The sequence below is a fragment of the Primorskyibacter sedentarius genome (assembly GCF_004342065.1).
Taxonomy (GTDB): Bacteria; Pseudomonadota; Alphaproteobacteria; order Rhodobacterales; family Rhodobacteraceae; genus Primorskyibacter; species Primorskyibacter sedentarius.
Genome location: NZ_SLZU01000001.1, coordinates 383,494 through 409,190 on the forward strand (window position 1 = coordinate 383,494; position 25,697 = coordinate 409,190).

The following is a 25,697-nucleotide window of genomic DNA, read 5'->3' on the forward strand; positions in this document are numbered from 1 at the left end:
GCCGTCTGAGGGGTGCAGGGATGGAATTCGTATTCGACTGGTTTCGGACCCTGTATCAGGAGACGGGCATAAACCTGCCGTTTCTTTACGACGAATATGACCGCAACCGGATGATCGGCGGGTTTCTCACGACGATCTGGCTGTCGCTGGTGTGTTTGTTCTTTTCCGTCATCATCGGCGTCATTGGCGCGTGGCTGCAGGGGTCATCGTTCAAATGGACCCGGCGCATCGTGAACGGCTATATCCAGCTGTTCCGGAACACGCCGCCATTGGTGCAGCTGTATTTCTTCTACTTTGCCATCGGAACGCTTCTGCCGCGGGTTGAGAACGACTGGGGCGGGCAATCGCCTATCCTGGGCAGCTTTGCCTGGGCGGCGATTTCGCTGTCTTTCTTTGCCGGCGCCTTCAACGTCGAGATTTTCCGGTCGGGCATCGAGGCCGTTCCCAAATCCACCGTCGAAGCGGCAGAGGCGCTTGGCTTTTCGAAGCTGCAGATCTACCGCGACATCACATTGCCGCTGGCGTTTCGGGTGGTGTTGCCTGCGCTGAACAACAACCTCGTCAATCTGGTGAAAACCACCACCCTGGCCTATGCGATCGCGGTTCCCGAAATGCTGTACGAGGCCAACCAAATCTGGTCGGACAATGTGAACGTGACCGAGATGATGATTTTCCTGCTTCTGGCCTATTTCGCGCTGGTGGGCGTGCTGGTCAGCGGCATGAACCGCTGGGAACGTGCGATGAAAATTCCGGGGTATGGCTGATGACATATAGGACCGACCTGCCCGTGATGCTGCCTGTGAAACGGCCCGAGGCCGAGCCCTTTCTGGGGCTGAAGCTGTGGCATATGCTGCCGATTGCCCTGATTGCCATCATCGGTCCCAGCCTTGCATTTGCGCAATCTTCTGCCGACGGGCAGACGCCTTTTGGCATCTTGCTGAACTGGGCGCCCCTGCTGCTCAAAGGGTTCATCTTCAACCTTGTCATCTCTGTCAGCGCGATGGCGTTGGGAACGGTCGGCGGCGCGATATTGGGGCTGGGGCAGATATCGCTCTTTGCACCAACGCGCCACGGCTCGTGGTTCGTGACACAGTTTTTCCGCAACGCACCATGGCTCGTCCTGCTGTTTTTCGCGATGTTCCTGTTGCCGTTCGAAATCAACGTCTTTGGGCTCAAGATACCGTTTCCGGATTGGTTCAAGGCGATCCTTGGCTTGTCCCTGCCGGTGATGGCCAACGTGTCCGAGATCGTGCGGGGCGCGGTCAGATCCTTGCCAAGCGGGCAATGGGAAGCAGCCGAGAGCCTTGCCTATACACGCCTGCAGACCCTGTGGCTGATCATCCTGCCGCAATGCGTGAAGCGGATGCTGCCACCATGGATGAACCTCTACTCCATCCTGACTATGGCTACTGTTCTGGCCTCGATCGTGGGTGTGAACGAGGTCATGACCCTGACCGGACAGGCGCTGGCATCGGAAGGCGGGCGCCCGGATCTTCTGGCGCCCTTCTATGGCTTCGTCCTGCTGCTGTTCTTTGTCTACTGCTATCCAATCGCGAAATTCACTGTGTGGTTGGAAAAGAAATACGCTGTCATCACCTGAGGAAACGACATGAACTGGACCCCTGCAGACCCGATGGTCTCCCTCAAGGATGTGCACAAATCCTTTGGCGAGTTGAAAGTGCTGAACGGCGTCTCGCTTGACGTGATGAAGGGCGATGTCATCTGCATCATCGGGCCGTCAGGGTCGGGCAAGTCGACGCTGATCCGCTGCGTGAATGCGCTGAACGACATCCAGAAGGGCTCCATTCTGGTGGAGGGTCAGGAGGTCAACGACCCCAACCTCGACAAGCTGGAACTGCGCAAGAAAGTCGGAATGGTCTTTCAGCAGTATAACCTGTTTCCGCACAAGACCGCCCTGCAAAATGTGATGATGGCCCCCGTTCGCGTGTTGAAGCAGGACAAGGCCAAGGCCGAGGAAACGGCGCGGGCGCTGATCAGAAAGGTGCGTCTGGAAGGCAAGGAAAACGCCTATCCGGGCGAGCTGTCAGGTGGCCAGCAGCAGCGCGTGGCGATTGCACGGTCCCTTGCCATGCAGCCGGATGTCATCCTGTTTGACGAGGTGACGGCGGCGCTTGACCCTGAAACCGTGGGGGAGGTCTTGCAGACCATCAAGGATCTGGCCGAAGACGGCATGACCTGCATTCTTGTGACCCATGAAATGGCGTTTGCCCGCGAAGTGGCGGATCATATCTATTTCACAGATCGCGGTGTCATCGTCGAGCATGGCCCGCCCGAGACGTTCTTCAAGAACGCGCAGGACCCGCGCACCAAGGAATTCCTCAGCCAGATCCTGTGATGCGGCTTTGGTGGTGAATGGGGTGCCAGAGCGTTCTGACAAATCGCTCGGGTCAGCTTTCGCCGTCAAACGACGCCCCCTCTCTGCTGCTATCGCTGGCCCTGCAAGGGCAGTCCGGCCTCAGTAGTCCTTTTCGAAATAGATGCCGATACCGGTGTCGCCGTCCGAAGACACCCTGCCCCGCGCAGTAACGGTCGGAGAGATGGTGAGGTTCAGGTTGATCTCGCTCTCGCCGGTCGCGTCGACCGTGACGTCGGTATAGACATTCTCCGAGATATACTTGCCGACGCGCAGGCCAACCGTGCCGTCCTCGTCCGATGTCACATCCAGATCGTCCACGCCAAAACCCAGCCGCAGGCGGTTCACGATGGTGTCGCCGCTCTTGCCCACCAGCGTGTTCACGGCGGCTGCGATGCGCAGGGCCTGAAAGGCCGACAGCTCTGACAGGTCGCGCCCGAACAGAAGCTGCGACAGCACTTCTTCCTCGGGCAGTTCGGGGGTGGAGGTGATGGTCACCTCGGGGTCCGATGCCAGCCCTTCGATGATGATCTGCACCGTGACGTCGCTGGCATCGGTTTCAGCAACGATGCGCAGGTAGGGGTCGAAATTCCCGCGCAGCTGCGCCCTGCCCTCGGTCAGGTCCAGCCGTTTGCCAAGGATATCGAACCGCCCGCGAATGAGGCTGAATTCGCCCTGCGGCACGACATCACTGGTGGTGCCGGTCAGGCGCAGCTCTCCGCCCAGTTCGGCATCCAAACCCCGGCCACGCACGAAGATCCGGGCGGGGGCCTCGATCACAAGGTCAAGCGGATAGGACGGCCCGGTGCTGCCCTGACTGGCAGAGCTGCTGCCGCCACTGCTTTCACCCTTGCCCGCGCGGTCCAGCGTGGCGCGCACATCGGCGGGGGCGCTCACATGGCGCAGGCCAAAGACGCTGCCGGAGGGGCCGGTTCCGGTATCGGCAACGCTCAGTTCGACAGAGTTCAGCGTCAGCGTCCCGGCCACGACGGCACCACCGGTCAGCGGGCCGCGCAGGGTGATCTGGCCGTCGGCATCGGCCTCGTAAAGGCCGGGTTTGACCAGTTCGATCCCGTTGAGGGCCAGCGCCAGATCCGCCGGGTAGGAGGGCGTCAGCGTGATCGGCCCGGCCAACCGCAGCCTGCCGCCCGAGGACAGCCTGCCCTGCAGGTCAAGCACCGCGCGCCCGCCACCAAGCGTGGCCGTCCCCGCGATCCGGTTGACCGCGATCCCGGCGCTTGGCACCACGATCTGAGCCTGGCTGAGCGTGGCCGTCCCCGACAGCGATTGCAGCGCGAGCGGGCCGTTGATGGCGATGTCGAAACCCACCCCGCCAGAGATCAGGTTGGGCGCTGTAAGGCTGCTGACCAGCCCCAGCGGCGCATTGCCCCGCACCCGCAGGTCGGCACGCCCGCCAGAGGCATCATACTGACCATCAATATCGGCGGCGATGCCGCCCGGTCCGGTCGCAGAGACATCGACCGTGTAGGGCCCGCCCGCCCCGGTGATCAGGCCGCGCGCCGTGGCCCGGCCCGAGAAGTCCGATGCGTAAATCCCCACGTCCCGCAGCGCTGCGGAAAACCGCAGGCGGCTGTTTTGCGGCGAGAGCGATCCGGTCATGTCGGCGGTCAGTTCCGGCGTGGCGATGTCCAGCCGGTCAAAGACCAGCGTGCCGGATTCGCGCCGCACCGAAAGCTCTGCCGTGCTGCGCCCTGCCAGCAGCCGGTCAACCTCTGTCATGCCGATGCGCATCGACTGGCCCGTGACGCTGGCCGTGGCCGAAAGATCCCCCGATACAAGATAGGTGCCAGAGCCTGACAGCGCCACGCCACCGCCCAGCGGCCGCCCGACGATGCGCGCATAGGCGGACAGGTCCTGCACATTGGCGCTGCCCTCGCCCGTGACGGACACAAAGGCCATGTCATCGGTCAGGGCGGTCCCTCGGGCGCTGAGCGCGGCCCCGCCCGGCCCGGTGCCGTCCACGTCAAAGACCCAGTCATCGCCCGACTGGCTGACCGTGCCGTTGATCGTCGCAACCCCGCTCAGCGCGCTGTCCAGCCGGCCCGCATCACGCGCGGTCAGGGTGAAGCTGCCCGCGCTGTCACCATCGATCAGCGTGCCTTCTGCATCAAGCCGCAGCCCCTCTGCATCGATCTCTGCGCTTTCCAGCGTCAGGCCCTCGGCATCCTTGCGCGCTGCCACGGCCAGCGTCGCCGGCCCCGCAAAGAGCCTGTCGAAATTCTGCTGCGCGATCGACAGGTCCAGCGTGGTGCCATTGGCCGTGACGTCAAAATACTGCGTTTCGGGGTCGAACTTCCCGGTGATATCCAGCGTCGCCGCCCCGCCCAGGGAGCGCCCCGCCAGCGCCGAGAATGCGCCCAGATCGGCGGCCTGCAACCGCCCATCGCCGGTCACCGATTGCACCGCGCCATCGCGCATCAGGGCCTGCCCCTTTGCGGTGACCCGCGCCTCTCCCGGGCCGGAACCGTCCAGGTTGAAATCCCATGTCTCGCCGTCCTGACGAAAGGTGCCAGAGACCCGTCCGGCCCCGTCAAGGCGCGGCTCTATCAATGCAGCGTCCGGCGTGACCAGAGAAAAGGCGCCGCTGCTTGCGCCCGTGGCAAGCGTGCCGCTGGCCGTAAGCCGCGTGTCATTCGCCTCGATCGCGAAAGCGTTCAGACGGATGCCGGTTTCATTGCGCAGGGCCGACATGGACAGGTTTGCCTCGCCTGCAAACAGCCGGTCAAAATGCGCCTGTCCCAGCGACAGATCCCGCGTCGTGCCCTCTGCCGTCAGGTCAAACCCGCCCGAAAGCGGCAGGACGCTCCCCCCGATTGTCAGCTGTGCGCCGCCTTCCAGCGGCTGGCCTGCCAGCGCGGCAAAGCGGCTGAGATCCATGGCGGACAGGGCGATCTGCCCGGTGATGTCGGTCTCTACCGCGCCTTCGACGCCCTTGATGGTCGCGTCGCCATTCACCATGTAATCCGCGCCGATCACGCGGATCACGTTCAGTTGCAGCGGGTCGCCTTCGGTATAGTTGAAGGTGATATCGCCGTCGATATTCTGGCCAACCGCAGCGGCGACCGCCTCGTCGGCAAAGCCCAGCCCGCGAATGTCCATCTCCAGCGTGCCCAGAAACTGCCCAAGGATCGTGCCCTGACCGCGCCGCAACGTGCCTCTGCCGGCGAGGATCATCGCCTCGGCATCCATATCGGGGCGGGCAAAGCGATCAGCCGACAGCCGCGCCGTCCATTCATCGCTTTCTGCGCTGTCGAATTGCATCACAAGCTGCGCGCTGCCAACTTCAGTCCGGGCGCCCGGAATGGCCAGCAGGACCGGCGCGCCATCCTCTGAGCGGATGCGGGCCTCCAGATCGAAGCGTTCGGGCCACTGGTCCGGCCCCAGCGCGGCGCTGCCCGCAAGCGATATGGTCTGCGCCTGCAGTTCCAGCGCGCTCAGTTCCAGCCGCCCATCATCAAAGCTCGTGCCCGAGGCGTTCAATGTCAGCTCTGCGCCGAAAAAGTCGCGGTAATCGGGTTGCAGCAAGGGCCGGATGTCGCCGCCAAGCTCTGCCTGAAAGCTGCGCCCGGTGCCTGCGTCTTCGTCGCCCGAGACCTGCGAGAGGGTGACCGTGCCTCCAAGGCGCGGCTCGTTATCCGTCTCCAACGCGATCTGCGCGCCAAACGCGTCCAGCGGCCCCTCGCCCTGCACCGTCAGGGCAAGCGCCGGTGTGTCCGGCAGGCCCATCAGCGTGGCAACCAGCCCGTCCGGCCCTTCGGACAGGCCCAGGTTCAGCGCCAGATTGCGTGTCGCATTGGCATAGCTGCCCTCAAGGTTCAGCGCGATATCGGTGCCCTCGACGCCCTGCGCTTTCAGGACCGCCTCGCCTTCGCCATCCGACAGCTGTGCGGACCCGTCCAGCGACAGCACCACTTCGCGGCCCAGCACCGTCGGGCCAAAGCGCGCGCGCCCGATGGCAAGCTGCCCGATATTGACCGAGACCGGCAGGTCCGGCAGCACGAAAGGCGCGGCCTCGGGCTTTGGCGTGGCGTCCGCGGCGGCCACGGGCAGACGCGCCAGGTCGACCTCCTCGGCAGAGAATTCCTGCACCTCGACCGCGCCGCGCAGCAGGGCCGAACGGCTCCAGTTCAGGACGATGCCGCGCACGGTGATCCAGACGCCTTCGTCATCGGCAATCGTCATCTCTTCGATCGTGGCGGTGGAGCTGAGCGCGCCTTCAAAGCCCACGATGCGCACGGAGCGCCCGGCAGAGGACAGGTTGTCCTCCAGCAGCCCCTGAAGATAGCCGCGATCCGCGTCTTCGGTCTGTGCCCCGCCGCTTGCGGGCAGGATCAGGGCGGCCAGAAAGGCCAGTAAATACGCGAGATGTTTCAAAACGCCTGCCCTATCCCGATGTAGAATTGCGCGCCGTCGCCGGTGTCGCCCGAAACCGGAGCTGCGACGTCGAACCGAATGGGCCCGATGCCCGTCTGGTAGCGCAGGCCCAGCCCCGCGCCGGAATGCCAGTCGCCAGTGTCGCCAAAGCTGCTATCGGCGTTGACATAGCCTGCATCGGCAAAGCCGACCACGCCGATGCTTTGCGACACGGCCACGCGCAGCTCTGCCGAGAGGCCCAGAAAGCCCCGCCCGCCGCTGCTGTCGCCATTGCCCAGATCAACCTCAAGCGACTGGTAGGGTTGGCCGCGCACCGTTCCGGGGCCGCCGGAATAGAACAGGTATTCGGGCCGCGTCCGTTCCAGCCCCGATCCCAGCACCGCCCCGAATTGCAGACGGCCCGCGACCACGATGCCTTCCTCCTCGCCAAAGCCGCGATAGCCGCGCAGGTCGCTGTAGACACGTGTGCCGGTGTCGGACCCTTCAAGACCCACGAAGGGGGTGACCTCCAGTTCGGCATATGTGCCGGTCGTCGGGTTCAGCACCTCGTCGCGCGTGTCCCGCTTGACCGATGTGGGGAATGAAAACACCTGGAAGGTCCGGCTGCCAAAGCTGTCGCGGGTTTCGGAATAACTGTAGGCGATGCCGGTCTCGGCGCTGATCTGTTCGTTCAGGATCCATGTCGCCCCGCCGCCAAGCGTCACCGCTTCGGAGTAATAGGACGGTTCGTCCTGCAGGTCGTATTCGGCCATGAAATAGGCCGTTGTATCGGCGCCAAGGGCGGCCGGGATTTCCAGCCTGACACCTGCAAGATAGTCGATCCCGCTGCTGCCCCCGATATTGGTGACTTCCACGTCAAAGCGCAGCCGTTCGGCCCCGCCCCACAGGTTGCGATGCAGCCAGAAACTGCTGAGTGTCAGCCCTTCGAGCGAGGAGATTTCGGCGCCAAACCCGAAACGGCGCGGCTTCTGATCGACCAGCGCCGCCTCGATATCCATGCTGGCATCGGCGTTCAGTTCCTCTGCCTCTGACAGGCTGACAGAGGCAAAGGCGCCGGTGCGGCGCAACCGTTCGGCCGCAAGGCGGATCTCCTCGGGTGTATAGACCTCGCCGGTGGGCAGCCCCGCGATGCGCTGGATGCGTCCGGCGCGCACGGCGCTCGGGCTGGTGATGACCAGATCGCCAAGACGCACCAGCGGCCCCGGAGAGATGCCCACATCCACGGACAGGGTGCTGTCGCTGTGCTGCGCCGCAACCGCCTGCGACCCGATATCAGCCTTGGCATGGCCCTGTTCGCGCCAGCCATCCACAGCCGTGGTCACGGCGCTTCGGATCGCCGGGCTGCGTGCCTTGCTGCCTGTGCGAAACCCCTCTGGCAGCTCTGTGCCGGGGGCCAAAGGCTCCACCCGCAAGCGTCCGAATCGGAATTGGGGGCCACGGTCCACCACGATGGCGACGGTGCTGATCTCGGCGGGTACGTCCAGCAGAGGGATGGCCGTCGCCTCGCGCCCGTTCACAAAGATGTTGACGGTTCCGCCGTAATAGCCATGGGCATATAGCGTGTCGACGATGCGCCCGTAATCGGCCAGCGCCGCGGCAAGGATGGTGCGCGAGCCGGTCCGGCCCTCTTCTTTCGCTGCGGCCACAAGAGACACGTCGCGGATATCGTCAGCCAGCTGCGACTCGCCATTGGCAAAGCGAAATTCGACGGCCTCCAGCGCGCTTGCACCAGAGGGGGCGGTCCCGATTCCCAGCGCCGCCATCGCAGCCGCCCCTGCCCAATTCGCAACACCCATATGAAACCGCACCTTTCCCTGCTCTGTCGCAGTAACCTAGATAGGGCGAAGAGCAGCCACCACCAGTAAGCCTGTCGGCGCAACCCGACCGCCCCCAAATTGGCGTGAATTTGCCAAGGGTGCAACGCCGCTTGCAGCCTGCCCCGCAGCATGGGCGTGAAATCGAAAACCCCCAAGCATGCAGCCCGCGCCAAACGCGCCCCACCCCTCGGGCACGGATCGGCCCGCAATCCCCGGCCCGCCGCACAAAGTGCCGCCAGACCAGTGAAACGCAAAGGCAGGCCAAACGCGAAACGCGGCCCCCGCAAGGGCCGCGTTTTCTTTCAAACCGGCGTGCCGAAGGCACTCATTGGGATCAAGCCTGCGGCTTGCAATGGCGCGGTAGGGCTCAGGCGATCTCGACCAGTTCGATATCGAAGGTCAGGTCCTTGCCTGCAAGCGGGTGGTTTGCATCCAACGTCACCTCGGCCTCTGTCACCTCGGCCACGGTCACTGCCATCACCTGTCCGTCCTGGGTCTGAACCTGCAGCTGCGTGCCGATATCCAGCGGCAGATCGGCGGGAATTTCAGAACGCGGCACGGATTGGCGCGCGTTCGGGTCGGCCTGGCCGTAAGCCTCGTCCGCCACGACGGCGACAGTCTTGGTGTCGCCAACGGCCATGCCGGGCATTGCCTTGTCGAGGCCGGGGATGATCTGGCCGGACCCGACCGTGAATTCCAGCGGGTCGCGTCCCGCGCTGGAATCAAAAGTGCTGCCATCGGCAAGGGTGCCGGTGTAGTGAATGCGAACGGTGTCGCCCGTCTTTACCTGGGTCATCTGGGTTCCAGTGCTGTCTCGGGGGTGGATTTCAGCGCAACGCCTCCCGGCACGGCGCCCTTTTTGATCGGGGCGGACCCTATCTGCCATGCCCGCGAATTGCAAACGGCTGGGTCGGTGCCCAATGGCGGCAGCAGCTTTCCCGCGTTTCCGGCGCCCGGACACTCGACTGTTTTCCTGTCCCATCCCGACGCGGCCAGGACCTACCCCGGCGGTGGCAGGGCCGCTCGGTTCCAGCCTGCATTCCTGCGAAAACCATCCGCACCGGTCCGGCAGAGTTTCCCCGGCGAGCAAGACCGCAGCGCGATATAGGCGCAGAATTCGCCCCTTTTCCCCGTCGATCCATCATGCAACTGTGCTTCTGCGACCCAAGGGAGGACCGTATGACCATCACCACCTGTGTCTTTGACGCCTACGGGACCCTGTTCGATGTTTCCGCCGCCGCGAGGCAGGCCGCAGAACAGCCCGGCCGGGAAAAGCTTGCCGCCTGTTGGCAGGCGCTCGCCGCCGACTGGCGCAACAAGCAGCTTCAATACACATGGCTGCGCGCGATCACGGGCGAGCACACGTCCTTCTGGAATGTCACGATGGACGGGCTGGACTGGGCGATGGATAAACACGGGCTGGATGATGATCCAGAGCTGCGCGAAATCCTTCTGGCGCTTTACTGGGAACTGGCCGCTTACCGCGAGGTGCCCGCCATGCTGGCGCGGCTCAAGGCGGCGGGCAAAGCCTGCGCAATCCTGTCAAATGGCAGCCCCGACATGCTGGAAGGTGCGGTCGAGTTCTCGGGCATCGGCACCTATCTTGATGCGGTGCTCTCGGTCGAGGATGTCGGCATCTTCAAGCCCGCCCGCCAGGTCTATGACATGGTCGGCACCCGCTTTGGCTGCGCGCCCGATGAGGTGCTGTTTGTGTCGTCCAACGGCTGGGACGCTGCGGGGGCTGCGGGCTACGGTTTCACCACCGTCTGGGCCAACCGCGCGGGCGACCCCGTCGACCGCCTGCCCCACCGCCCGCACCACATCTTAAGCGACCTGACGACATTGCCGGAGATTGCCACCTGATGCCCTATTTCACCTCTTCCGACGATGTCCGCCTTCACTATACAGACGAAGGCGAGGGCCTGCCGGTGCTGGCGCTGTCCGGTCTTACCCGCAATGGCCGGGATTTCGATTATGTCGCGCCACATCTGGAAAACACCCGCCTGATCCGGCTGGATTATCGCGGGCGCGGCAAATCCGACTGGCCGGGGCCGGACACCTACACCATCCCGGTCGAGGCGCGCGACGCGGTCGAACTGCTTGACCATCTGGGCATCGCCCGCGCCGCCATTCTTGGCACCTCGCGCGGCGGGCTGATCGCGATGGGGTTGGGCGCGGGCGCGCGCGACCGGCTACTTGGTGTGGCGCTCAACGATATCGGCCCGGATCTGGCCACGGGCGGGCTAAAGGCGATCATGGGCTATCTTGGCAATCGCCCCAGCTGGAAAACCCATGAAGAGGCTGCCGCCGCGCGCCCCGAGCTGATGGCAGGCTTTGCCAATGTTCCGGCAGAGCGTTGGCGCGCCGAGGTCGAAAAGCTCTACATTCAGGCCGAGGACGGGCTGGACCTGACCTATGACGCGCGCCTGCGCGATGCGGTGCTGGCCACCGGCGCACAGCCCGCCCCCGATCTCTGGCCGTTTTTCGACGCGCTGGACGGTCTGCCGCTTGCCACGATCCGGGGGGCCAATTCGGATCTGTTGACCCCCGCAACCTTTGCCGAGATGCAGCGCCGCCGCCCCGACATGATTGCCGCCGAAGTCCCCGACCGCGCCCATATCCCGTTCCTTGACGAACCAGAAGCGCTCGCCGCGCTGCGCGAATGGCTGGAGAGCATGCAGTGAATATCGACATGATCGAGGCCGCGGCAGACCGGCTGCGCGGCCACGCCCGGCGCACGCCGCTACTCTCCTCGCCCTTTCTGGACGAGATTGCCGGGCGGCGCGTGCTGGTCAAACCCGAATGCCTGCAACATACCGGCAGCTTCAAATATCGCGGCGGCTATGCGGCGATCTCTGCGCTGGCACCGGATGTCCGGGCCAGGGGCGTGCTGGCCTATTCTTCGGGCAATCATGCGCAGGGCGTGGCGCTGGCCGCCCGCCAGCATGGCATCCCCGCCGTGATCATCATGCCAGAGGACGCGCCCGCGCTGAAGATCGCCAACACCCGCGCCCTTGGGGCAGAGGTCGTGCTGTATGACCGCGCAGGCCAACAGACCCGCGAAGCGCTTGGCGAGGAGCTCAAAGCCTCGCGCGGCCTCACCCTCATTCGCCCTTACGACGAGCCGCAGGTGGTGGCAGGCCAGGGCACTTGCGGGCTGGAGATTGCCGAGCAGGCGCGCGAAGCGGGCGTGGAACAGGCGGATGTTCTGGTCTGTTGCGGCGGCGGCGGGCTGACCTCTGGCATTGCGCTGGCGCTTGAGGCCCGCGCCCCGGGCCTGCGCGCCCGGCCGGTCGAACCCGAAGAGTTTGACGACACGGCCCGCTCGCTGGTCTCTGGCCGGATCGAGCGGAATGCAAGGATGTCAGGCGGGCTGTGCGACGCGATCCTGACGCCCAGCCCCGGCGATCTGACATTCCCGGTCATGCAGCGCCTGTGCGGTCCCGGCCTGACCGTCAGCGACGATGAGGCGTTGACGGCGATGGCGCAGGCTTTTCTGCGGTTGAAACTGGTGGCCGAACCGGGCGGCGCGGTGGCGCTGGCGGCGGCACTCTACCGGGCCGATGCGCTTGAAGGCGACGCCGTGATCTGCACAATTTCGGGCGGGAATGTCGATCCGGCCGTCTTTGCCCAAGGGCTGAAAATGCTTGAGGGCGGGTGATGGAAAAGACCGCGCCACCATGCGAGTGCGTGCAGCGCAACCCACGGAACGCCGCGCAGATCTGCCCCGCAACAGGCTGAAGGCCCATCCGGGATTGGCATTTTTCCGGGCAAGACCCTTGCCAAAACCCGTCGCCAGGTGTCTTTGCGGACTGTCAAAGGAGGGATGACCATGAAAATCGCAAGGCTGGGGGATATCGGGCTTCACTACCGGGTTGATGGCGATCCGGACGGGGCGCCGGTGGTCTTTGCAAACTCGCTTGGCACCGATCTGCGGCTTTGGGATCAGATCCTGCCGCTGCTGCCGCAGGGTCTGAAGTTCATCCGCTATGACAAGCGTGGGCACGGCCTGTCCACCTGCCCGCCTGCGCCCTATTCCATGGGCGCGCTGGTGACCGATGCGGAACGGCTGCTGGATCAACTTGGCGTGCGCGATTGCGTCTTTGTCGGGCTGTCCATTGGCGGAATGATCGCGCAGGGGCTGGCCACGAAACGGCTGGATCTGGTGCGCGCGATCGTGCTGTCCAACACCGGCGCCAAGATCGGCACGAAGGACATGTGGCAGGACCGTATCGGCGCCGTCCGTGCGGGCGGGATAGAGGCGCTGGCCGATCCGATTCTCGAACGCTGGTTCTCGACCGGGTTTCGCGAAACCGATGAATTCCTCGCATGGCGGCACATGCTTCTGCGCCAGCCGGTGGAAGGCTATATCGGGTGTTGCCAAGCCATTGCAGGCACCGATTTCTACACGCCCACCGCAGCGCTGACCCTGCCCGCGCTGGGGATCGCGGGCTCTGTCGACGGCTCCACCCCGCCCGATCTGGTGCGCGAAACCATTGGTTTGATAAAGGGGTCGGATTTCCGGCTGATTCAGGGCGCGGGCCACCTGCCTTGTGTCGAGAAGCCCGAGGAATATGCCGCGATCCTGACCGAATTCCTGACCGCGCAGGGCCATGTCTGACTTTCTGCTGGTCCACGGATCGTGCCACGGCGCGTGGTGCTGGCGCGACGTGATCCCGGCGCTGGAGGCGTTGGGCCACAGCGCCCGCGCCATAGACCTGCCGGGGCAAGGTGCGGACACGACGCCTGTCGCAGAGATCACGCTGGATCTTTATGCGCGCACAATCCTGAACGCGCTGAAGGGCCCCACCGTGGTGGTGGGCCATTCGATGGCCGGCTACCCGATCAGCCTTGCCGCAGAGCGTGACCCGGGCCGGATCACCCGCCTGATCTATCTTTGCGCTTATGTCCCGGCGGACGCGCTGTCGCTGGCAGAGCGTCGTCGTCAGGCGCCACGCCAGCCCTTGCTGCCTGCCATCCAGAAGACAGCGGACGGTCTTGCGTTCACGATCCGCCCCGAGATGGCGGAGGCCGTATTCTACCACGACTGCCCCCCCGGCACCGTCACCTATGCAAATGCGCGACTTGGCGCGCAGGCGATCCTGCCGCAGGAAACACGCGTTGCACTTGGGGCCAATTATGCAGGCGTTCCGCGCAGCTATATCCGCTGCAATGATGACCGCACCATCCCGCCGGAGTTCCAGCGTACAATGACTGCCGACTGGCCCGCAAAGGACGTGACCGAGATGAATACCGGCCATTCCCCGTTCTTTGCGGCACCTGTTGCGCTGGCCCAAATGCTCTCTGACATCGCGAGGCCCGGAACATGACCGCCACCCCTTTTGACAGCGCCCATCTGGGCGGCCTGTTCGACACGGGCGAGACCGCGCGCCTGTTCTCTGACACCGCAGAGGTTCGGGCCATGCTGCTGGTCGAAGGCACATTGGCACAGGTGCAGGGGCAAGCAGGTGTCATCCCCGAGATCAGCGCCGCCGCCATTCACCGCGCCGCGATGGAGGTGTTGATCGATCCCGCTCAGCTGCGCGAGGCCACAGCACAGAACGGCGTCAGCGTTCCCGCGCTCGTGACCGCCTTCCGCAAGGAGATGAGTGCGCCGGAACATGCGCAATATGTCCATTGGGGCGCGACCTCACAGGATATCATCGACACCGGTTTGATGCTGCGGATGAAGCAGGTTCTGGGTCAGTACGAGGCAGGTCTGGTGAAGGTTATTGCCGGACTTGCCCGCCTGGCGGAGCGGCATGCCGATCTGCCCATGGCCGCGCGCACCTATGGCCAGCACGCCACGCCCACCAGCTTTGGCGCCATGGCCGCGCAATGGGGCATGCCACTGCTGGGCCTTCTGGCAGAGCTGAGGGCGCTGCGCGCAGACGGGGTGTGGGTGTCGTTGTCGGGCGCCGCAGGGACCGCGTCGGCGCTTGGGCCGGAGGCGCCCGCCTTACGCGCCGGGATCGCCGCAAAGCTGGGCCTGACCGATCCGGGGCGCAGCTGGCACACTGACCGCGCGCCCGTGTTGCGCATTGCCGACTGGATCACGCGGCTTCTGGCAGCGCTTGGGAAGTTTGGCACGGATCTGGTGCTGCTGACCCAATCCGGCATTTCAGAGGTCCGGCTGGGCGCGTCGGGCGGGTCGTCGACCATGCCGCAGAAACAGAACCCGGTGGGGCCGTCAGCGCTTGTGGCGCTGTGGCGGCATGGGGCGGGGTTGGCCGCGACCTTGAATATGAGCGCCGGGCATGCGCTGCAACGGGACGGGGCCGCGTGGTTCACCGAATGGCTGATTCTGCCGCAGCTTTGCCTGTCTGCCGCCTCTGCCCTGGGCCATGCCGAACGGCTGGCCTCTTCCCTTGGTCCCGATGCGGCGCAGATGCAGGCGACGCTGGACGCCGCGCAGGGGTTGCTGAATGCCGAGGCGATCAGCTTTGCCCTCACCGCGCAGATGCCGCGGCCCGAAGCGCAGGCGGCTGTCAAAGCGCTTTGCCAAAGGGTCCTTGCCGAGGGGGGTGACCTTCTGACGCTTGCGCGGGCGCAATGGCCCGACATGCCCGCAGACAGCTTCGGCACTGCCGCGATGCTGGGGCAGGCCCCGGCCGAGGCGCGCGCCTTTGCGGCAGCCGCCCGTACCGCCACCGCCCGGTAGCGCAGAAGGCGCCGCATGGGCTGCGGCGCGGGTATCCTGTCTGGCGGGCCTCCTGCAGATTGCGCTACGGCCGGAACCTTTGGTCACTGCGGGAATTTCTTCTTGCGTCCGGGCAGCTTCCGCGCAACCGTCGCCGTCAGGACCATGACCGCCCGGAGGACATATGCCACGCATCAAGGCCGCCATCTGCCGCGCATTCGGCGCGCCCCTCAGCATTGAAGAGATCGACCTGCGCGCACCTTTGGCTGGCGAGGTCGAGGTCACGCTGGAGGCGGTCGCGATCTGCCATTCCGACATTTCCTATGCCGATGGCGCGTGGGGCGGCGACCTGCCCGCGGTTTACGGGCACGAGGCGGCGGGCCGGATCAGCGCTCTTGGCGCAGGCGTCATCGGACATGCGCTTGGCGATCCGGTGGTCGTCACCCTGATCCGAAGTTGCGGTGCCTGTCCCAACTGCGCCACGGGCCGCCCGACAATTTGCGAAGACCCGGCAGGCCCGCATGGCTCGCCCCTCGCCACGCCGGACGGTCAGGACGTTATCCAGGCAATGAATTGCGGTGCCTTTGCCGAACGCGTGGTGGTCGACACCAGCCAGATCGCGGAACTGCCCGGTGACATGGCGATGGATGCCGCCTGCCTGCTGTCTTGTGGCGTGATCACCGGGGTGGGCGCCGTGGTCAACGCCGCCGGTTTGCGTGCGGGGCAGGATGTGGTGGTGATCGGCGCGGGCGGCGTTGGGCTCAACGCCATTCAGGGCGCGCGTATCGCAGGCGCCCGCCGCATCGTTGCCGTGGACATGACCGAGGAAAAGCTGGCCATCGCCCGCGACTTCGGGGCCACAGATGGATTGCTCGCCAGTTCTGACAAACCGTGGAAAGCCCTGCGCCAGCTTACAGGGCGCGGCGCCGATGCTGTCATCGTCACCGTCGGAGCCATCCCCGCCTATGACAGCGCACCGCTTTACCTTGCTGCGGGCGGCCGGGTCGTGATGGTCGGCATGCCGCATTCCGGTGCCATGTCCAGCTATGAGCCGGTCGTGCTGGCCTATATGGGGCAAGGCATGGTCGGGTCAAAAATGGGCGATGTGGTGATCAGCCGCGATATCCCGTGGATGGTTGATCTGTACCAGCAGGGCCGCCTGAAGCTTGACGAGCTTATCTCGGCCCGCTGGCGGCTTGACCAGATCAACGAGGCCATCGCCGACACAAAAACCGGTGGCGCCCGGCGTAACGTGATCATGCTGGCACCCTGACCTGCCGCCTTGCTCTTGGGGGGTGTGGGGGGCTTGCCCCCCACCCGGTCGGATCGCGCAAGCGATCCGAAACCCCCGCCTAAGGAGACCCATCATGAAGCTGCAAGACCTTGACGTGATCATCACCGCCCCACCGGCGCCCGGCTGGGGCGGGCGCTACTGGATCCTTGTGAAGCTGACGACCGCCTGCGGCATCACCGGCTGGGGCGAATGCTATGCCGCGTCGGTCGGGCCGCAAGCGATGCGCGCCGTCATCGCCGACGTGTTCGAACGCCACATGGCAGGCGAAAACCCCGAAAATATCGAGCTGATGTTCCGACGCGCCTATTCCGCGGGCTTCACCCAGCGCCCTGACCTGACCGTCATGGGGGCCTTCTCCGGGCTGGAGATCGCCTGCTGGGACATCCTTGGCAAGGCGCGCGACCGGCCCGTCTGGGCGCTGATGGGCGGGCTGATGAACAAGCGCATCCGCGCCTATACTTACCTCTACCCCCTGCCGCAGCACCGGATGGACGATTTCTGGACCTCGCCCGAGATGGCCGCCCAGTCTGCGCTGGACTGCGTGGACCGCGGCTACACGGCGGTGAAATTCGACCCCGCAGGCCCCTACACGATCCGGGGCGGCCACCAGCCCGCGATGCGCGACATCACCCAATCCGTGGCCTTCTGCAAAGCCATCCGCGAGGCGGTGGGCGACCGCGCCGATCTGCTGTTTGGCACCCACGGCCAATTCACCACCGCAGGCGCGATCCGGCTGGGTCAGGCGCTGGAACCCTACGCCCCCCTGTGGTTCGAGGAACCGGTGCCGCCCGACAACCTGACCGAATTCGCCGAGGTTGCCCGCGCTGTGCGTATCCCGCTCTCCACCGGTGAGCGGCTGACCACAAAGGCCGAATTTGCCGCGCTGTTACGGATGGGCGGCGTGCGCATCCTGCAGCCGGCGCTTGGGCGCTCTGGCGGTCTGTGGGAGGCGCGCAAGATCGCCGCCCTTGCCGAAGGCTTCAACGCGGAAATGGCCCCGCATCTTTATGCAGGCCCCGTGGAATGGGCGGCCAACCTGCATCTTGCCGCGTCCATCCCCAACCTGCTGATGGCCGAAACCATCGAAACGCCCTTCCACGATGCGCTGATCCGGGGCGCGATCCGGGTGGAAAACGGCTTTGTTCCTGCGCCCCAAGGCCCCGGTCTTGGGATCGACGTGGACGAGGATCTGGCCCGCGCCAACCCCTACAAGGGCAACCAGTTGCACCTTCAGATGCAGGAGGCGCCCTGCGACTATCAGGGCCAGAACGCGTTTCAGGGGGGCGCGCCACCCCCGCCAGACTGACGAAGGCTTGAAACTCCCCCGCACCATGCCCCATGTTAGGGGTAACGTAAGAACCAGTTTGGGACCTGTTGACTTGAGCCTCGAAGAAAAGACCGCCCCGCCACAGGAAATGGCGCAGAATGCAAGCCGCGCTGCCGCTTACCTGAAGACGCTGGCCCATGAGGGCCGGTTGATGATCCTGTGTCATCTCGGCTCTGGCGAGAAATCCGTTGGCGAGCTGGAGGCATTGCTCGACATCCGGCAGGCCGCTGTCAGTCAGATGCTGGCCCGGCTGCGCGAGGAAAATCTGGTTTCCACCCGGCGCGATGGCAAGACGATCTATTACAGCCTCGCCAATGAGGACACCCGCCGCGTCATCGGGCTGCTATACGAGCTGTTTTGCAAGATTGACTAGGCTCTTCCCCTTCGAACAGGATCCGCCATGCGCCCCGATACCAGCTTCAGCGGACCGGACCTTTGCGCGCTTTCGGCGACCGAGGTGGTCAATCTGTTGCGCAAAGGCGCGGTTTCGGCGGCAGAGCTGGTCGAGGCCAGCCTGACCCGCATCGCACAGGTCGAACCTGCTGTGAACGCCACTGTCACCGTCTGTGCCGACCGCGCGCGCGAGGCTGCACCGAAGGCCGCGGGCACCGATCTTGGCGGGCTGCCCATCGGGATCAAGGATCTGACCCCGGTCGCGGGCGTGCTGACCACGATGGGCACGCAGGGGCTGAAGCGGAACTACCCGCTTGCCTCTGATCCGCTTGTCCTGCGTCTGGAAGAACGCGGCGCGATTGTCATGGGCAAGACCAACACCCCCGAGATGGGCGCAGGCGGCAACACGTTCAACGCCATCTTCGGCAGGACCCGCAACCCGTGGAACACCGCGCGCAACGCGGGCGGCTCCTCTGGCGGCGCGGCGGTGTCGCTGGCCACCGGAGAGGTCTGGCTGAGCCACGGGTCAGACCTTGCGGGCAGCCTGCGCACGCCTGCCAGCTTCTGCGGTGTTGTGGGGTTTCGCCCCTCGCCCGGCATTGCGGGCGGCGGTCCGGCGGCGATGGGCTTTGCCAATGAAGGGCTGCAGGGTCCGATGGCCCGCAACGTGGCCGATTGCGCTCTGTTTCTGGATGCGATGGCCGGGTATGAACCAATCTGGCCGCTATCGATGCCCGCGCCGCCCACACCCTTCGCAAAGGCCGCCGCGCAAGACCCCGGCCCGATCCGCATCGCCTTTGCGCCAGATCTGGGCGGCTTTGCCCCGGTCGAGAGCGACATCGCCGACTTGCTCTCGGATGCGATGACACGCCTGCAAAGCCCGACCTGCACAGTCGAGGACGCCTGCCCCGACCTGCCCGGTCTGGAAAAGACCTACCGGGCGTTGCGCGCCTTTTTCTGGGCTGCCCTTCCCGGCGACGCGCCGGATTTCGTGCAGGGCTTCTACAAGCCGACACTGGCACAGAACATTGCCGAAGGCCGCGCGCTCAGCGCGCAGGACATCGCAGATGCGCAGCTGAACCGCTCTGCCCTGTACGACCGGATGCAGCAATTCCTGACCCGCTACGATGTGCTGGCCTGCCCGGTGACCGGCGTCGCCCCCGGCCCGGTGGAAGAGGAGTTTCCCAGAACCGTCGCGGGCGTGCCCACCACCGATTACATCGACTGGTTGCGGTTTTCCTTCCTTGCCACCACGACAACCCTGCCCAGCATGTCGCTGCCGGTGGGCTTCACCCCGGACGGGCTGCCCGTCGGCGTCCAACTGATCGGGCGTCCGCGCGGCGAGGCGCGGCTTTTGCAAGTGGCCCAGCATATCGAGACGGCGCTGGCGCTCCCCTCATCGCCGATTGACCCGATCCTGCGGCATGACATTGCCCAGCCCTGAGCGCAGCGGCGCTCAGCCAGACATGGCCTGCCACAGACAGACCCAGCCGGTGGAGGCCTGACACAGATCGGTGCCCACGCGTTCGCCCATCAGATAGACAAACCCCGCAAAGCTGGCCCCATGGGTGAACAGCACCATCCGGGCGCGGCCATCATGCGCCGTGCGCAGCAAGGCGCCGTTGATGTCCGGAAACAGCTTGTTGCGGCGCCGGAATTCCCGGCTCATCGTGACGGCGATATCGTAATGTTGACGCAGCGCCTGCCCGTTGACGAAGGTGAAGCCTGCAATCGCCACCAGGAACATCAGCGCAAAGACCAGCCCGATCTGTTTCTGGTAGAAATGCAGGAAGCCAAAGAGCGGGATGTAGGAGGTGATGAACAGCCCCCAGATGAAGTCGATCTTCTGCCAGATCATCACATAGACACGCAGATAATCGAGCAGCTCCGTCTCGCGCAATTCCTTGTCCGCCATGAAAGTCATGCCACGCGGCCCGCCCCTCGAAATAATTCGGCAAAGCCTAGCGGATCGGGGCAACATGACAAGCCATTCGCCATTCGGTTGACGTATGGTCGCGAAACGGTGGTGCGGCGCGGGTCAGGCAGGGCAGCCCAGCACGGTGGTCCAACGCACCACGGTGACGTCCGGGGCACTGCCCATCAGCGCGACAAGCTCTGCCGGGTGGGTGGCCGGGTCATCGCGAAACTGAATGAGGATACGCCCCGGCTTCCGGTAAACCAGGTTTGTGACCAGCAGACCCTTGCGGGCGATCCGGGCACAAAGATCGAGCCCCTGCCAGGCCTCTTCCGTCTCGAGCAGGATGTCGAAGGAAAGCTGCTGCTTTGGAAAGGCCGCACGTGTTTCCAGTATCTGGGCAACGGGCACGCCAGAAATCCTGTCCAGTTCACGGCCTACGGTTTCAGCGAAATCGTCTCGCATCTCATTCTCCTTCGGCCCGACGGGCACATATCCGGGAGAAAGCTGGAGCCTTCTCCGCTTTAGCTGCATTTATAAAAGCGCCCGCAAGCTGAAGCTCAAATCGGCGCCGATCCCGGGTGGAATACCACATCTTTCGAGGTAGCCAAGCAAAATTTGCGGGCCCGGTGGGGGTTTGATTTACACCTGTGACAAATCCACGATCTTCGGGGGGGGTGTCCTGTCAGCGCACCGGGACGTGGAGACGCCGTCGACCACGTCAATCGGGTCGTGGAACGGCACCCGCGCGCGAACGGGGGATGTTTGATTGGAAGGAGCGCGGCGCTGCCGGGACTGACAGGTGCAAGAGGTGCCAAACTCTGTGCCCTTGCACGGGGCGGGCCGCGGGGCTAAGCCATCCGGATGCTGTCTTATCAACATATCTACCATGCCGGGAATCTGGCCGATGTCCACAAGCACGCGGTGCTGGCATGGATGCTTAGACAGTTGATAAAGAAGGACAAACCGCTAACCTACCTGGAGACGCATTCGGGCCGTGCGCTGTACCGGCTGGATGCGGCAGAGGCGTTGAAAACCGGCGAGGCCGCGCAAGGCATCACCCGGGCAGAGGCGCTCAACTGGTTTCCCGAGACCCATCCTTACGCAGAAGTGATCCGCCTCACACATGCGGAAAACGGCGCGAATTCTTACCCCGGCTCTCCGATGATTGCATCGCAGATCCTGCGCCCGGCAGACCGGATGCATCTGGCGGAACTGCATCCACAGGAATTTGCCGCGCTCGACTATGCAATGCCGAAAGCCAAATGTTATCAGATGGATGGCTTTGAAATGGCGCAATCCGTCTGCCCGCCGGACCCGCGCCGAGGGCTGTTGCTGATCGACCCCAGCTACGAGGTCAAGCGCGACTACGAGCTTATCCCCGGACAGATCGCAACGCTGCATCGCAAGTGGAATGTGGGGATCATCATGTTGTGGTATCCCATCCTGTCTGACGGGCCGCACCGCAAGATGTTGCGGGCGCTGATGCAGGCGCATCCTGACGCGCTGCGCCACGAAGTCAGCTTTCCGCCCGCCCGGAAGGGGCATCGCATGGTGGGGTCCGGGCTCTTCATCCTCAACCCGCCCTACCGGCTCGATACAGAAACAGACAGGCTGAGCGCGCTCTTCGCCGCCCTGTAAAACTCTGTTCTACGCCGCGCGTTCGGGCTTGGCGCGCCTGCACGAGCGGCCTATATGCTCTGTCATGTTTGCTGATTTTCTCAAGCGGCTGACCCAGCCCGAGCCCGCCCCGCTGGATGATGGCGATGCCCGCCTCGCCCTCACCGCCCTGCTTGTCCGGGTGGCCCGGTCCGATGGCGATTATGCCGATGACGAGATTGCACGGATCGACCGTATCGTGGCCACGCGCTACGGGCTCTCGCCCTTCGAAGCCACGGCGCTGCGCCGCGACGCCGAGACTTTGGAGGCAGAAGCGCCCGACACTGTCCGCTTTACCCGCGCAATCAAGGATGCCGTCCCCTATGAGGACCGCATCGGCGTGATCGAGGCGCTGTGGCAGGTCGTGCTGGCGGATGGTGAGCGGGAACAGGAAGAAGACGCGCTGCTGCGGCTGGTTTCCAACCTTCTGGGCGTCAATGATCGCGACAGCGCATTGGCCCGGCAACGGATGGAACAGCGATGATTGCCCAGCTTGGCATGTATGACCGGCCAGGCACGACCGAAGCCAACGATCACTTTTATTCCATGTTTCGCAAGGCCTTGGGGCGTGGGCCACAGGCGCTTGACAGGACGACACCGCTTTGGGACGGCTGGCGCTCGCCTGATTTGTTGCTGTCGCAAACCTGCGGGCTGCCCTATCGCGAAGAACTGCACGAGATCACCCACCTGATCGGCGCGCCCGATTACCGCAACCCCGGCTGCCCGCCCGGGTATTACAACAGCGTCATCGTGGTGCGGGCCGATGCCAAGGGGCAGCGGCTTGAGGATTTCCACGGACAGCGCCTGGCCTATAACGAGCCGGAGTCGCAATCCGGATGGGGCGCGATCACGACCTACGCCGCCGCCCGCGATGTGCGGTTTGGCGAGCATATCGGCACTGGGGCGCATGTGAACTCCGCCCGCGCCGTCCATGACGGGCGCGCGGATGTGGCCTGCATCGATGTGCTGAGCTGGCGGCTGATGCGGCGCTATGATGCCTATACCGAAAACCTGCGAGAGATTGGACGGACGGAACCGACGCCCGCCACGCCCTACCTGACCGGCCGGCAGAATGATCCCGAAGAGATCGCCGCTGCCCTCGAAACCGCGATCGCGCAGATGGGGGCGGAAACCGCCGACATCCTGTCGATCTACGGGCTGTCCCGCGTCCCGCATGACGCCTACATGACCCTTCCGGTGCCGCCAAAGCCCTGACGCAATCGCCTTCCGTTTCGTCACTTTGGCGATTCCGAAGGCGGTAAAGCTGCTTTGAATATTGCAATACGTCGGCAAAACGGCTCATTCTGCACAGCGCGCACACCTAAACCGCTTGGACCTACCTTGGCAGACTCTGACACCGTCATCGAAATCCGCAACCTGCACAAATGCTATGGCCCGTTAGAGGTGCTGCGGGGGGTGGATATCTCTGCGCGGGCCGGGGATGTGGTCTCGCTGATCGGGTCGTCCGGGTCGGGCAAGTCAACCCTGCTGCGTTGCTGCAACCTTTTGGAAGACAGCCAGCAGGGCGAGGTGATCTTCAAGGGAGAGCCCGTGCGTTGGCGCGGCGAGGGCATGTCGCGCCACCCGGCCGATCCCAAGCAGGTGCTGCGCATCCGGACGAACCTGTCGATGGTGTTCCAGCAATTCAACCTCTGGTCCCACATGACCATCCTGCAAAACGTGATGGAGGCACCCGTGACGGTGCTGGGCCGCGACCGGGCAGAGGTGGAGCAAAGCGCGCGGGCCTATCTGGCGAAGGTCGGGATTGGTGACAAGGCCGATGCCTACCCTGCCCAACTGTCAGGCGGCCAGCAACAGCGCGCCGCCATCGCGCGCGCCCTGTGCATGGAGCCGGAGGCGCTTTTGTTCGACGAGCCGACCTCGGCCCTGGACCCGGAGCTGGAACAAGAGGTCGTGCGGGTCATCAAGGACCTCGCGACAGAGGGGCGGACGATGCTGATCGTCACCCATGACATGAAACTGGCCGCGGATGTTTCGGATCACGTCGTGTTCCTGCATCAGGGCCTGATCGAAGAAGAAGGCGCCCCGGACGAGCTGTTCGGTGCGCCCAAATCGGAACGCTTGCGGGGATTTCTCAGCGCCACGCAGGCGGCATAAGCACCAATATGGGAGTGTAATCATGAAGAGTTTAATCCTTGGCACCGCCGCGCTGGCCATAACCGCCTCCATGGCCGTTGCCGAAAGCCATTCGGTTGTCCGTCTGGGCACCGAGGGTGCCTACCCTCCGTATAACTTCATCAACGATGCGGGCGAAGTTGACGGGTTCGAGCGCGTTCTGGGCGACGAGCTTTGCAAGCGCGCCGAACTGACCTGCGAATGGGTGACCAACGATTGGGATTCGATCATCCCCAACCTCGTGTCAGGCAATTACGACGCCATCATCGCGGGCATGTCGATCACGCCAGAGCGTCAGGAAGTTGTGGATTTCACCCAGAACTACACGCCTCCCTCGCCGTCGGCATTCGTCGCAGCCAGCGAAGGCGCCGATCTTGAGGGCGGCGTGATCGCGGCCCAGACAGGTACGATTCAGGCCGCCCATATCGCGGAAACCGGCGCCACGATCCTGGAATTCCCCAACCCCGACGAGACCGTGGCGGCCGTTGTAAGTGGCGAGGCCGATGCGGTGCTGGCCGACAAGGACTTCCTGATCCCGGCGGTCGAGGAATCCGGTGGCGCGCTGATGTTCGTGGGTGAAGACCTGCCCTTGGGCGGCGGTATCGGCATGGCCTTCCGCAAGTCCGACCCGGACCTGCGCGCCAAGTTCGACGCCGCGATCCAGACGATGAAGGATGACGGCACGCTCAACGCAATGATCGCCGAACATCTGGGCGAGGATTCGCCCGCCTTCTGATCGCTTTGCCGGGGGCGGCCTGCCTGCCCCCGGCGCATGAACACCCCCTACCGGAGATCGGCCATCTTCAGTTATTGCACAGATCCTGCAGCGCTTGACACGGCGCGCTGGTTTGCCTGTTACCTGACAACGGGCAAGCATATGGGGTTCTACGTCTCGTTCGGGACGGTGCTTCTTCTGCTGGCAATCACCGCCCCCACCGCGCTTGCATTCGGATTTGCCGCAGCGGGGGCCGCACGCTCTGCCCTGGCGCCGCTGCGCTGGATCGGCAAGACCTATATCGCCATCGTGCGCGGCGTGCCCGATATCGCATTCTTCCTGTTCTTCGTGATCGCGCTGGACCAGGGGTTCGAATGGCTGCGGCACAAGGTGAAATGCCCTGACTGGGACGAGCCGATCCGGCAGGGCAATGATTTCGTGGTCTGCACGGCGGCCAAACTGCCCTTGGGAAACGCCCCGCAATGGATGCATGAAACCTACGGGTTTCTGCTCGCCGTCCTGACCTTTGCGATCGTCTTTGGCGCTTTTGCGGGCAATGTGCTGTTCGGGGCAATGCGGGCCGTGCCCGAAGCGCAGCTGGAAACCGGCTCTGCCTATGGGATGACCCGCCGCCAGATTTTCTGGCGCATTCTCGTCCCGCAAATGTGGGTTTATGCGCTGCCGGGCCTGTCCAACCTCTGGATGGTCCTTATCAAGGCGACGCCGCTGCTGTTCCTGCTGGGGGTTGAGGATATCGTCTACTGGGCGCGCGAACTGGGTGGCTCAAAGACGCCACGCTTCACCGACTATCCGCACGGCGACTGGCGGATGTGGTATTTTCTGGCGCTGCTGATCTTCTACCTTGCCTTCACCCGCGTCTCAGAGATCGTGCTGGACCGGCTGATGAAGCGGCTGACACACGGCCAGGCCACCACCGGCGGCGAAGCGCAGCGCAAGGCAACGTCATGATGGGGTCGCACTTCAGAAGACCCGCCCCGGACTTGATCCGGGGCCTCCGCCTCTCCTCCCGTG

General features: G+C 64.5%; 24 protein-coding genes. 19 read left to right on the forward strand and 5 right to left on the reverse strand.

Annotation, left to right across the window (positions count from 1 at the left end; all coding sequences use genetic code 11):
- Window positions 1-20: 20 nt before the first annotated feature.
- Genes EDD52_RS01770 through EDD52_RS01780 form a run of 3 tightly spaced genes read left to right on the forward strand, consistent with a single transcriptional unit; the run spans window position 21 to window position 2,356 of the window.
- A complete protein-coding gene (locus EDD52_RS01770) occupies window positions 21-764 on the forward strand; it encodes an amino acid ABC transporter permease (RefSeq protein ID WP_132241308.1) in 744 nt (247 codons plus the stop codon).
- Window positions 764-1,600: an amino acid ABC transporter permease gene (locus EDD52_RS01775; protein ID WP_132241309.1), complete on the forward strand. Its 837-nt coding sequence runs from the start codon at window positions 764-766 to the stop codon at window positions 1,598-1,600. The genes EDD52_RS01770 and EDD52_RS01775 overlap by 1 nt, the downstream gene beginning before the upstream one ends.
- A gap of 9 nt (window positions 1,601-1,609) precedes the next feature.
- Entirely contained in the window at window positions 1,610-2,356 is a 747-nt protein-coding gene (locus EDD52_RS01780; protein ID WP_132241310.1) for an amino acid ABC transporter ATP-binding protein, read from the forward strand.
- A 120-nt stretch (window positions 2,357-2,476) separates the two neighbouring features.
- Here the strand turns inward: EDD52_RS01780 and EDD52_RS01785 are convergent, their stop codons facing one another.
- The 3 genes from EDD52_RS01785 to EDD52_RS01795 all read right to left on the reverse strand — a co-directional run bounded on the left by EDD52_RS01785 (window position 2,477) and on the right by EDD52_RS01795 (window position 9,382).
- Complete coding sequence (locus EDD52_RS01785; protein WP_132241311.1) at window positions 2,477-6,769, reverse strand: translocation/assembly module TamB domain-containing protein; 4,293 nt, start codon at window positions 6,767-6,769, stop codon at window positions 2,477-2,479.
- On the reverse strand, window positions 6,766-8,565 hold the full coding sequence (locus EDD52_RS01790) for an autotransporter assembly complex protein TamA (protein ID WP_132241312.1): 1,800 nt from the start codon (window positions 8,563-8,565) through the stop codon (window positions 6,766-6,768). The genes EDD52_RS01785 and EDD52_RS01790 overlap by 4 nt, the downstream gene beginning before the upstream one ends.
- Before the next feature lie 388 nt (window positions 8,566-8,953).
- Window positions 8,954-9,382, reverse strand: a complete 429-nt coding sequence (locus EDD52_RS01795; protein ID WP_132241313.1) for an FKBP-type peptidyl-prolyl cis-trans isomerase — start codon at window positions 9,380-9,382, stop codon at window positions 8,954-8,956.
- A 383-nt stretch (window positions 9,383-9,765) separates the two neighbouring features.
- Here EDD52_RS01795 and EDD52_RS01800 point away from each other — a divergent pair, with 383 nt between their 5' ends.
- From EDD52_RS01800 to EDD52_RS01845, 10 genes are all read left to right on the forward strand, one after another.
- Window positions 9,766-10,449: a haloacid dehalogenase type II gene (locus EDD52_RS01800; protein WP_132241314.1), complete on the forward strand. Its 684-nt coding sequence runs from the start codon at window positions 9,766-9,768 to the stop codon at window positions 10,447-10,449.
- On the forward strand, window positions 10,449-11,270 hold the full coding sequence (locus EDD52_RS01805; protein WP_207905953.1) for an alpha/beta fold hydrolase: 822 nt from the start codon (window positions 10,449-10,451) through the stop codon (window positions 11,268-11,270). Before EDD52_RS01800 ends, EDD52_RS01805 begins: the two co-directional genes overlap by 1 nt.
- An 8-nt stretch (window positions 11,271-11,278) precedes the next feature.
- Window positions 11,279-12,247 carry a threonine ammonia-lyase gene (locus EDD52_RS01810; RefSeq protein ID WP_243651823.1) on the forward strand — a complete coding sequence of 323 codons (969 nt, stop codon included), beginning with the start codon at window positions 11,279-11,281 and terminating at the stop codon, window positions 12,245-12,247.
- Between the two features lie 171 nt (window positions 12,248-12,418).
- Window positions 12,419-13,207 (forward strand): 3-oxoadipate enol-lactonase, encoded by a 789-nt coding sequence (gene pcaD / locus EDD52_RS01815; protein ID WP_132241317.1) that lies wholly within the window; start codon window positions 12,419-12,421, stop codon window positions 13,205-13,207.
- Entirely contained in the window at window positions 13,200-13,916 is a 717-nt protein-coding gene (locus EDD52_RS01820) for an alpha/beta fold hydrolase (RefSeq protein ID WP_132241318.1), read from the forward strand. Before pcaD ends, EDD52_RS01820 begins: the two co-directional genes overlap by 8 nt.
- Window positions 13,913-15,247, forward strand: a complete 1,335-nt coding sequence (locus EDD52_RS01825) for a lyase family protein (RefSeq protein WP_132241319.1) — start codon at window positions 13,913-13,915, stop codon at window positions 15,245-15,247. The genes EDD52_RS01820 and EDD52_RS01825 overlap by 4 nt, the downstream gene beginning before the upstream one ends.
- 163 nt (window positions 15,248-15,410) lie before the next feature.
- Window positions 15,411-16,499, forward strand: coding sequence for a Zn-dependent alcohol dehydrogenase (locus EDD52_RS01830; RefSeq protein WP_132241320.1), 1,089 nt, complete (start codon window positions 15,411-15,413; stop codon window positions 16,497-16,499).
- A 94-nt stretch (window positions 16,500-16,593) separates the two neighbouring features.
- Window positions 16,594-17,826: a mandelate racemase/muconate lactonizing enzyme family protein gene (locus EDD52_RS01835; RefSeq protein ID WP_132241321.1), complete on the forward strand. Its 1,233-nt coding sequence runs from the start codon at window positions 16,594-16,596 to the stop codon at window positions 17,824-17,826.
- A gap of 109 nt (window positions 17,827-17,935) precedes the next feature.
- Window positions 17,936-18,220 (forward strand): ArsR/SmtB family transcription factor, encoded by a 285-nt coding sequence (locus tag EDD52_RS01840; RefSeq protein ID WP_132241992.1) that lies wholly within the window; start codon window positions 17,936-17,938, stop codon window positions 18,218-18,220.
- Between the two features lie 27 nt (window positions 18,221-18,247).
- Window positions 18,248-19,684 (forward strand): amidase, encoded by a 1,437-nt coding sequence (locus tag EDD52_RS01845; protein ID WP_132241322.1) that lies wholly within the window; start codon window positions 18,248-18,250, stop codon window positions 19,682-19,684.
- A 12-nt stretch (window positions 19,685-19,696) separates the two neighbouring features.
- On the opposite strand, the gene EDD52_RS01850 is transcribed toward EDD52_RS01845, so the two are convergent.
- Window positions 19,697-20,164 carry a hypothetical protein gene (locus tag EDD52_RS01850; protein WP_132241323.1) on the reverse strand — a complete coding sequence of 156 codons (468 nt, stop codon included), beginning with the start codon at window positions 20,162-20,164 and terminating at the stop codon, window positions 19,697-19,699.
- Between the two features lie 114 nt (window positions 20,165-20,278).
- Window positions 20,279-20,620 carry a hypothetical protein gene (locus EDD52_RS01855; RefSeq protein ID WP_132241324.1) on the reverse strand — a complete coding sequence of 114 codons (342 nt, stop codon included), beginning with the start codon at window positions 20,618-20,620 and terminating at the stop codon, window positions 20,279-20,281.
- 399 nt (window positions 20,621-21,019) lie between these two features.
- Here EDD52_RS01855 and EDD52_RS01860 point away from each other — a divergent pair, with 399 nt between their 5' ends.
- The 6 genes from EDD52_RS01860 to EDD52_RS01885 all read left to right on the forward strand — a co-directional run bounded on the left by EDD52_RS01860 (window position 21,020) and on the right by EDD52_RS01885 (window position 25,634).
- Entirely contained in the window at window positions 21,020-21,796 is a 777-nt protein-coding gene (locus EDD52_RS01860; protein WP_132241325.1) for a 23S rRNA (adenine(2030)-N(6))-methyltransferase RlmJ, read from the forward strand.
- A 64-nt stretch (window positions 21,797-21,860) separates the two neighbouring features.
- The gene (locus tag EDD52_RS01865; RefSeq protein ID WP_132241326.1) at window positions 21,861-22,298 is read left to right on the forward strand and encodes a tellurite resistance TerB family protein; all 438 of its coding nucleotides are present in this window, start codon (window positions 21,861-21,863) and stop codon (window positions 22,296-22,298) included.
- On the forward strand, window positions 22,295-23,029 hold the full coding sequence (locus EDD52_RS01870) for a phosphate/phosphite/phosphonate ABC transporter substrate-binding protein (protein WP_132241327.1): 735 nt from the start codon (window positions 22,295-22,297) through the stop codon (window positions 23,027-23,029). Before EDD52_RS01865 ends, EDD52_RS01870 begins: the two co-directional genes overlap by 4 nt.
- A 126-nt stretch (window positions 23,030-23,155) precedes the next feature.
- Window positions 23,156-23,932, forward strand: coding sequence for an ABC transporter ATP-binding protein (locus tag EDD52_RS01875; RefSeq protein WP_132241328.1), 777 nt, complete (start codon window positions 23,156-23,158; stop codon window positions 23,930-23,932).
- 22 nt (window positions 23,933-23,954) lie between these two features.
- Window positions 23,955-24,686, forward strand: a complete 732-nt coding sequence (locus EDD52_RS01880) for a transporter substrate-binding domain-containing protein (protein WP_132241329.1) — start codon at window positions 23,955-23,957, stop codon at window positions 24,684-24,686.
- 63 nt (window positions 24,687-24,749) lie between these two features.
- Window positions 24,750-25,634, forward strand: a complete 885-nt coding sequence (locus tag EDD52_RS01885; protein ID WP_132241994.1) for an ABC transporter permease — start codon at window positions 24,750-24,752, stop codon at window positions 25,632-25,634.
- Window positions 25,635-25,697 lie beyond the last annotated feature (63 nt).

Excerpts from the sequence above, each read along its gene's own strand:
- EDD52_RS01770 (WP_132241308.1), top strand. The coding sequence starts at position 21 with ATGGAATTCGTATTCGACTGGTTTCGGACCCTGTATCAGGAGACGGGC.
- EDD52_RS01775 (WP_132241309.1), top strand. The coding sequence starts at position 764 with ATGACATATAGGACCGACCTGCCCGTGATGCTGCCTGTGAAACGGCCC.
- EDD52_RS01780 (WP_132241310.1), top strand. The coding sequence starts at position 1,610 with ATGAACTGGACCCCTGCAGACCCGATGGTCTCCCTCAAGGATGTGCAC.
- EDD52_RS01790 (WP_132241312.1), bottom strand. The coding sequence starts at position 8,565 with ATGGGTGTTGCGAATTGGGCAGGGGCGGCTGCGATGGCGGCGCTGGGA.
- EDD52_RS01795 (WP_132241313.1), bottom strand. The coding sequence starts at position 9,382 with ATGACCCAGGTAAAGACGGGCGACACCGTTCGCATTCACTACACCGGC.
- EDD52_RS01800 (WP_132241314.1), top strand. The coding sequence starts at position 9,766 with ATGACCATCACCACCTGTGTCTTTGACGCCTACGGGACCCTGTTCGAT.
- EDD52_RS01805 (WP_207905953.1), top strand. The coding sequence starts at position 10,449 with ATGCCCTATTTCACCTCTTCCGACGATGTCCGCCTTCACTATACAGAC.
- EDD52_RS01810 (WP_243651823.1), top strand. The coding sequence starts at position 11,279 with ATGATCGAGGCCGCGGCAGACCGGCTGCGCGGCCACGCCCGGCGCACG.
- pcaD (WP_132241317.1), top strand. The coding sequence starts at position 12,419 with ATGAAAATCGCAAGGCTGGGGGATATCGGGCTTCACTACCGGGTTGAT.
- EDD52_RS01820 (WP_132241318.1), top strand. The coding sequence starts at position 13,200 with ATGTCTGACTTTCTGCTGGTCCACGGATCGTGCCACGGCGCGTGGTGC.
- EDD52_RS01825 (WP_132241319.1), top strand. The coding sequence starts at position 13,913 with ATGACCGCCACCCCTTTTGACAGCGCCCATCTGGGCGGCCTGTTCGAC.
- EDD52_RS01830 (WP_132241320.1), top strand. The coding sequence starts at position 15,411 with ATGCCACGCATCAAGGCCGCCATCTGCCGCGCATTCGGCGCGCCCCTC.
- EDD52_RS01835 (WP_132241321.1), top strand. The coding sequence starts at position 16,594 with ATGAAGCTGCAAGACCTTGACGTGATCATCACCGCCCCACCGGCGCCC.
- EDD52_RS01840 (WP_132241992.1), top strand. The coding sequence starts at position 17,936 with ATGGCGCAGAATGCAAGCCGCGCTGCCGCTTACCTGAAGACGCTGGCC.
- EDD52_RS01845 (WP_132241322.1), top strand. The coding sequence starts at position 18,248 with ATGCGCCCCGATACCAGCTTCAGCGGACCGGACCTTTGCGCGCTTTCG.
- EDD52_RS01850 (WP_132241323.1), bottom strand. The coding sequence starts at position 20,164 with ATGACTTTCATGGCGGACAAGGAATTGCGCGAGACGGAGCTGCTCGAT.
- EDD52_RS01855 (WP_132241324.1), bottom strand. The coding sequence starts at position 20,620 with ATGCGAGACGATTTCGCTGAAACCGTAGGCCGTGAACTGGACAGGATT.
- EDD52_RS01860 (WP_132241325.1), top strand. The coding sequence starts at position 21,020 with ATGCTGTCTTATCAACATATCTACCATGCCGGGAATCTGGCCGATGTC.
- EDD52_RS01865 (WP_132241326.1), top strand. The coding sequence starts at position 21,861 with ATGTTTGCTGATTTTCTCAAGCGGCTGACCCAGCCCGAGCCCGCCCCG.
- EDD52_RS01870 (WP_132241327.1), top strand. The coding sequence starts at position 22,295 with ATGATTGCCCAGCTTGGCATGTATGACCGGCCAGGCACGACCGAAGCC.
- EDD52_RS01880 (WP_132241329.1), top strand. The coding sequence starts at position 23,955 with ATGAAGAGTTTAATCCTTGGCACCGCCGCGCTGGCCATAACCGCCTCC.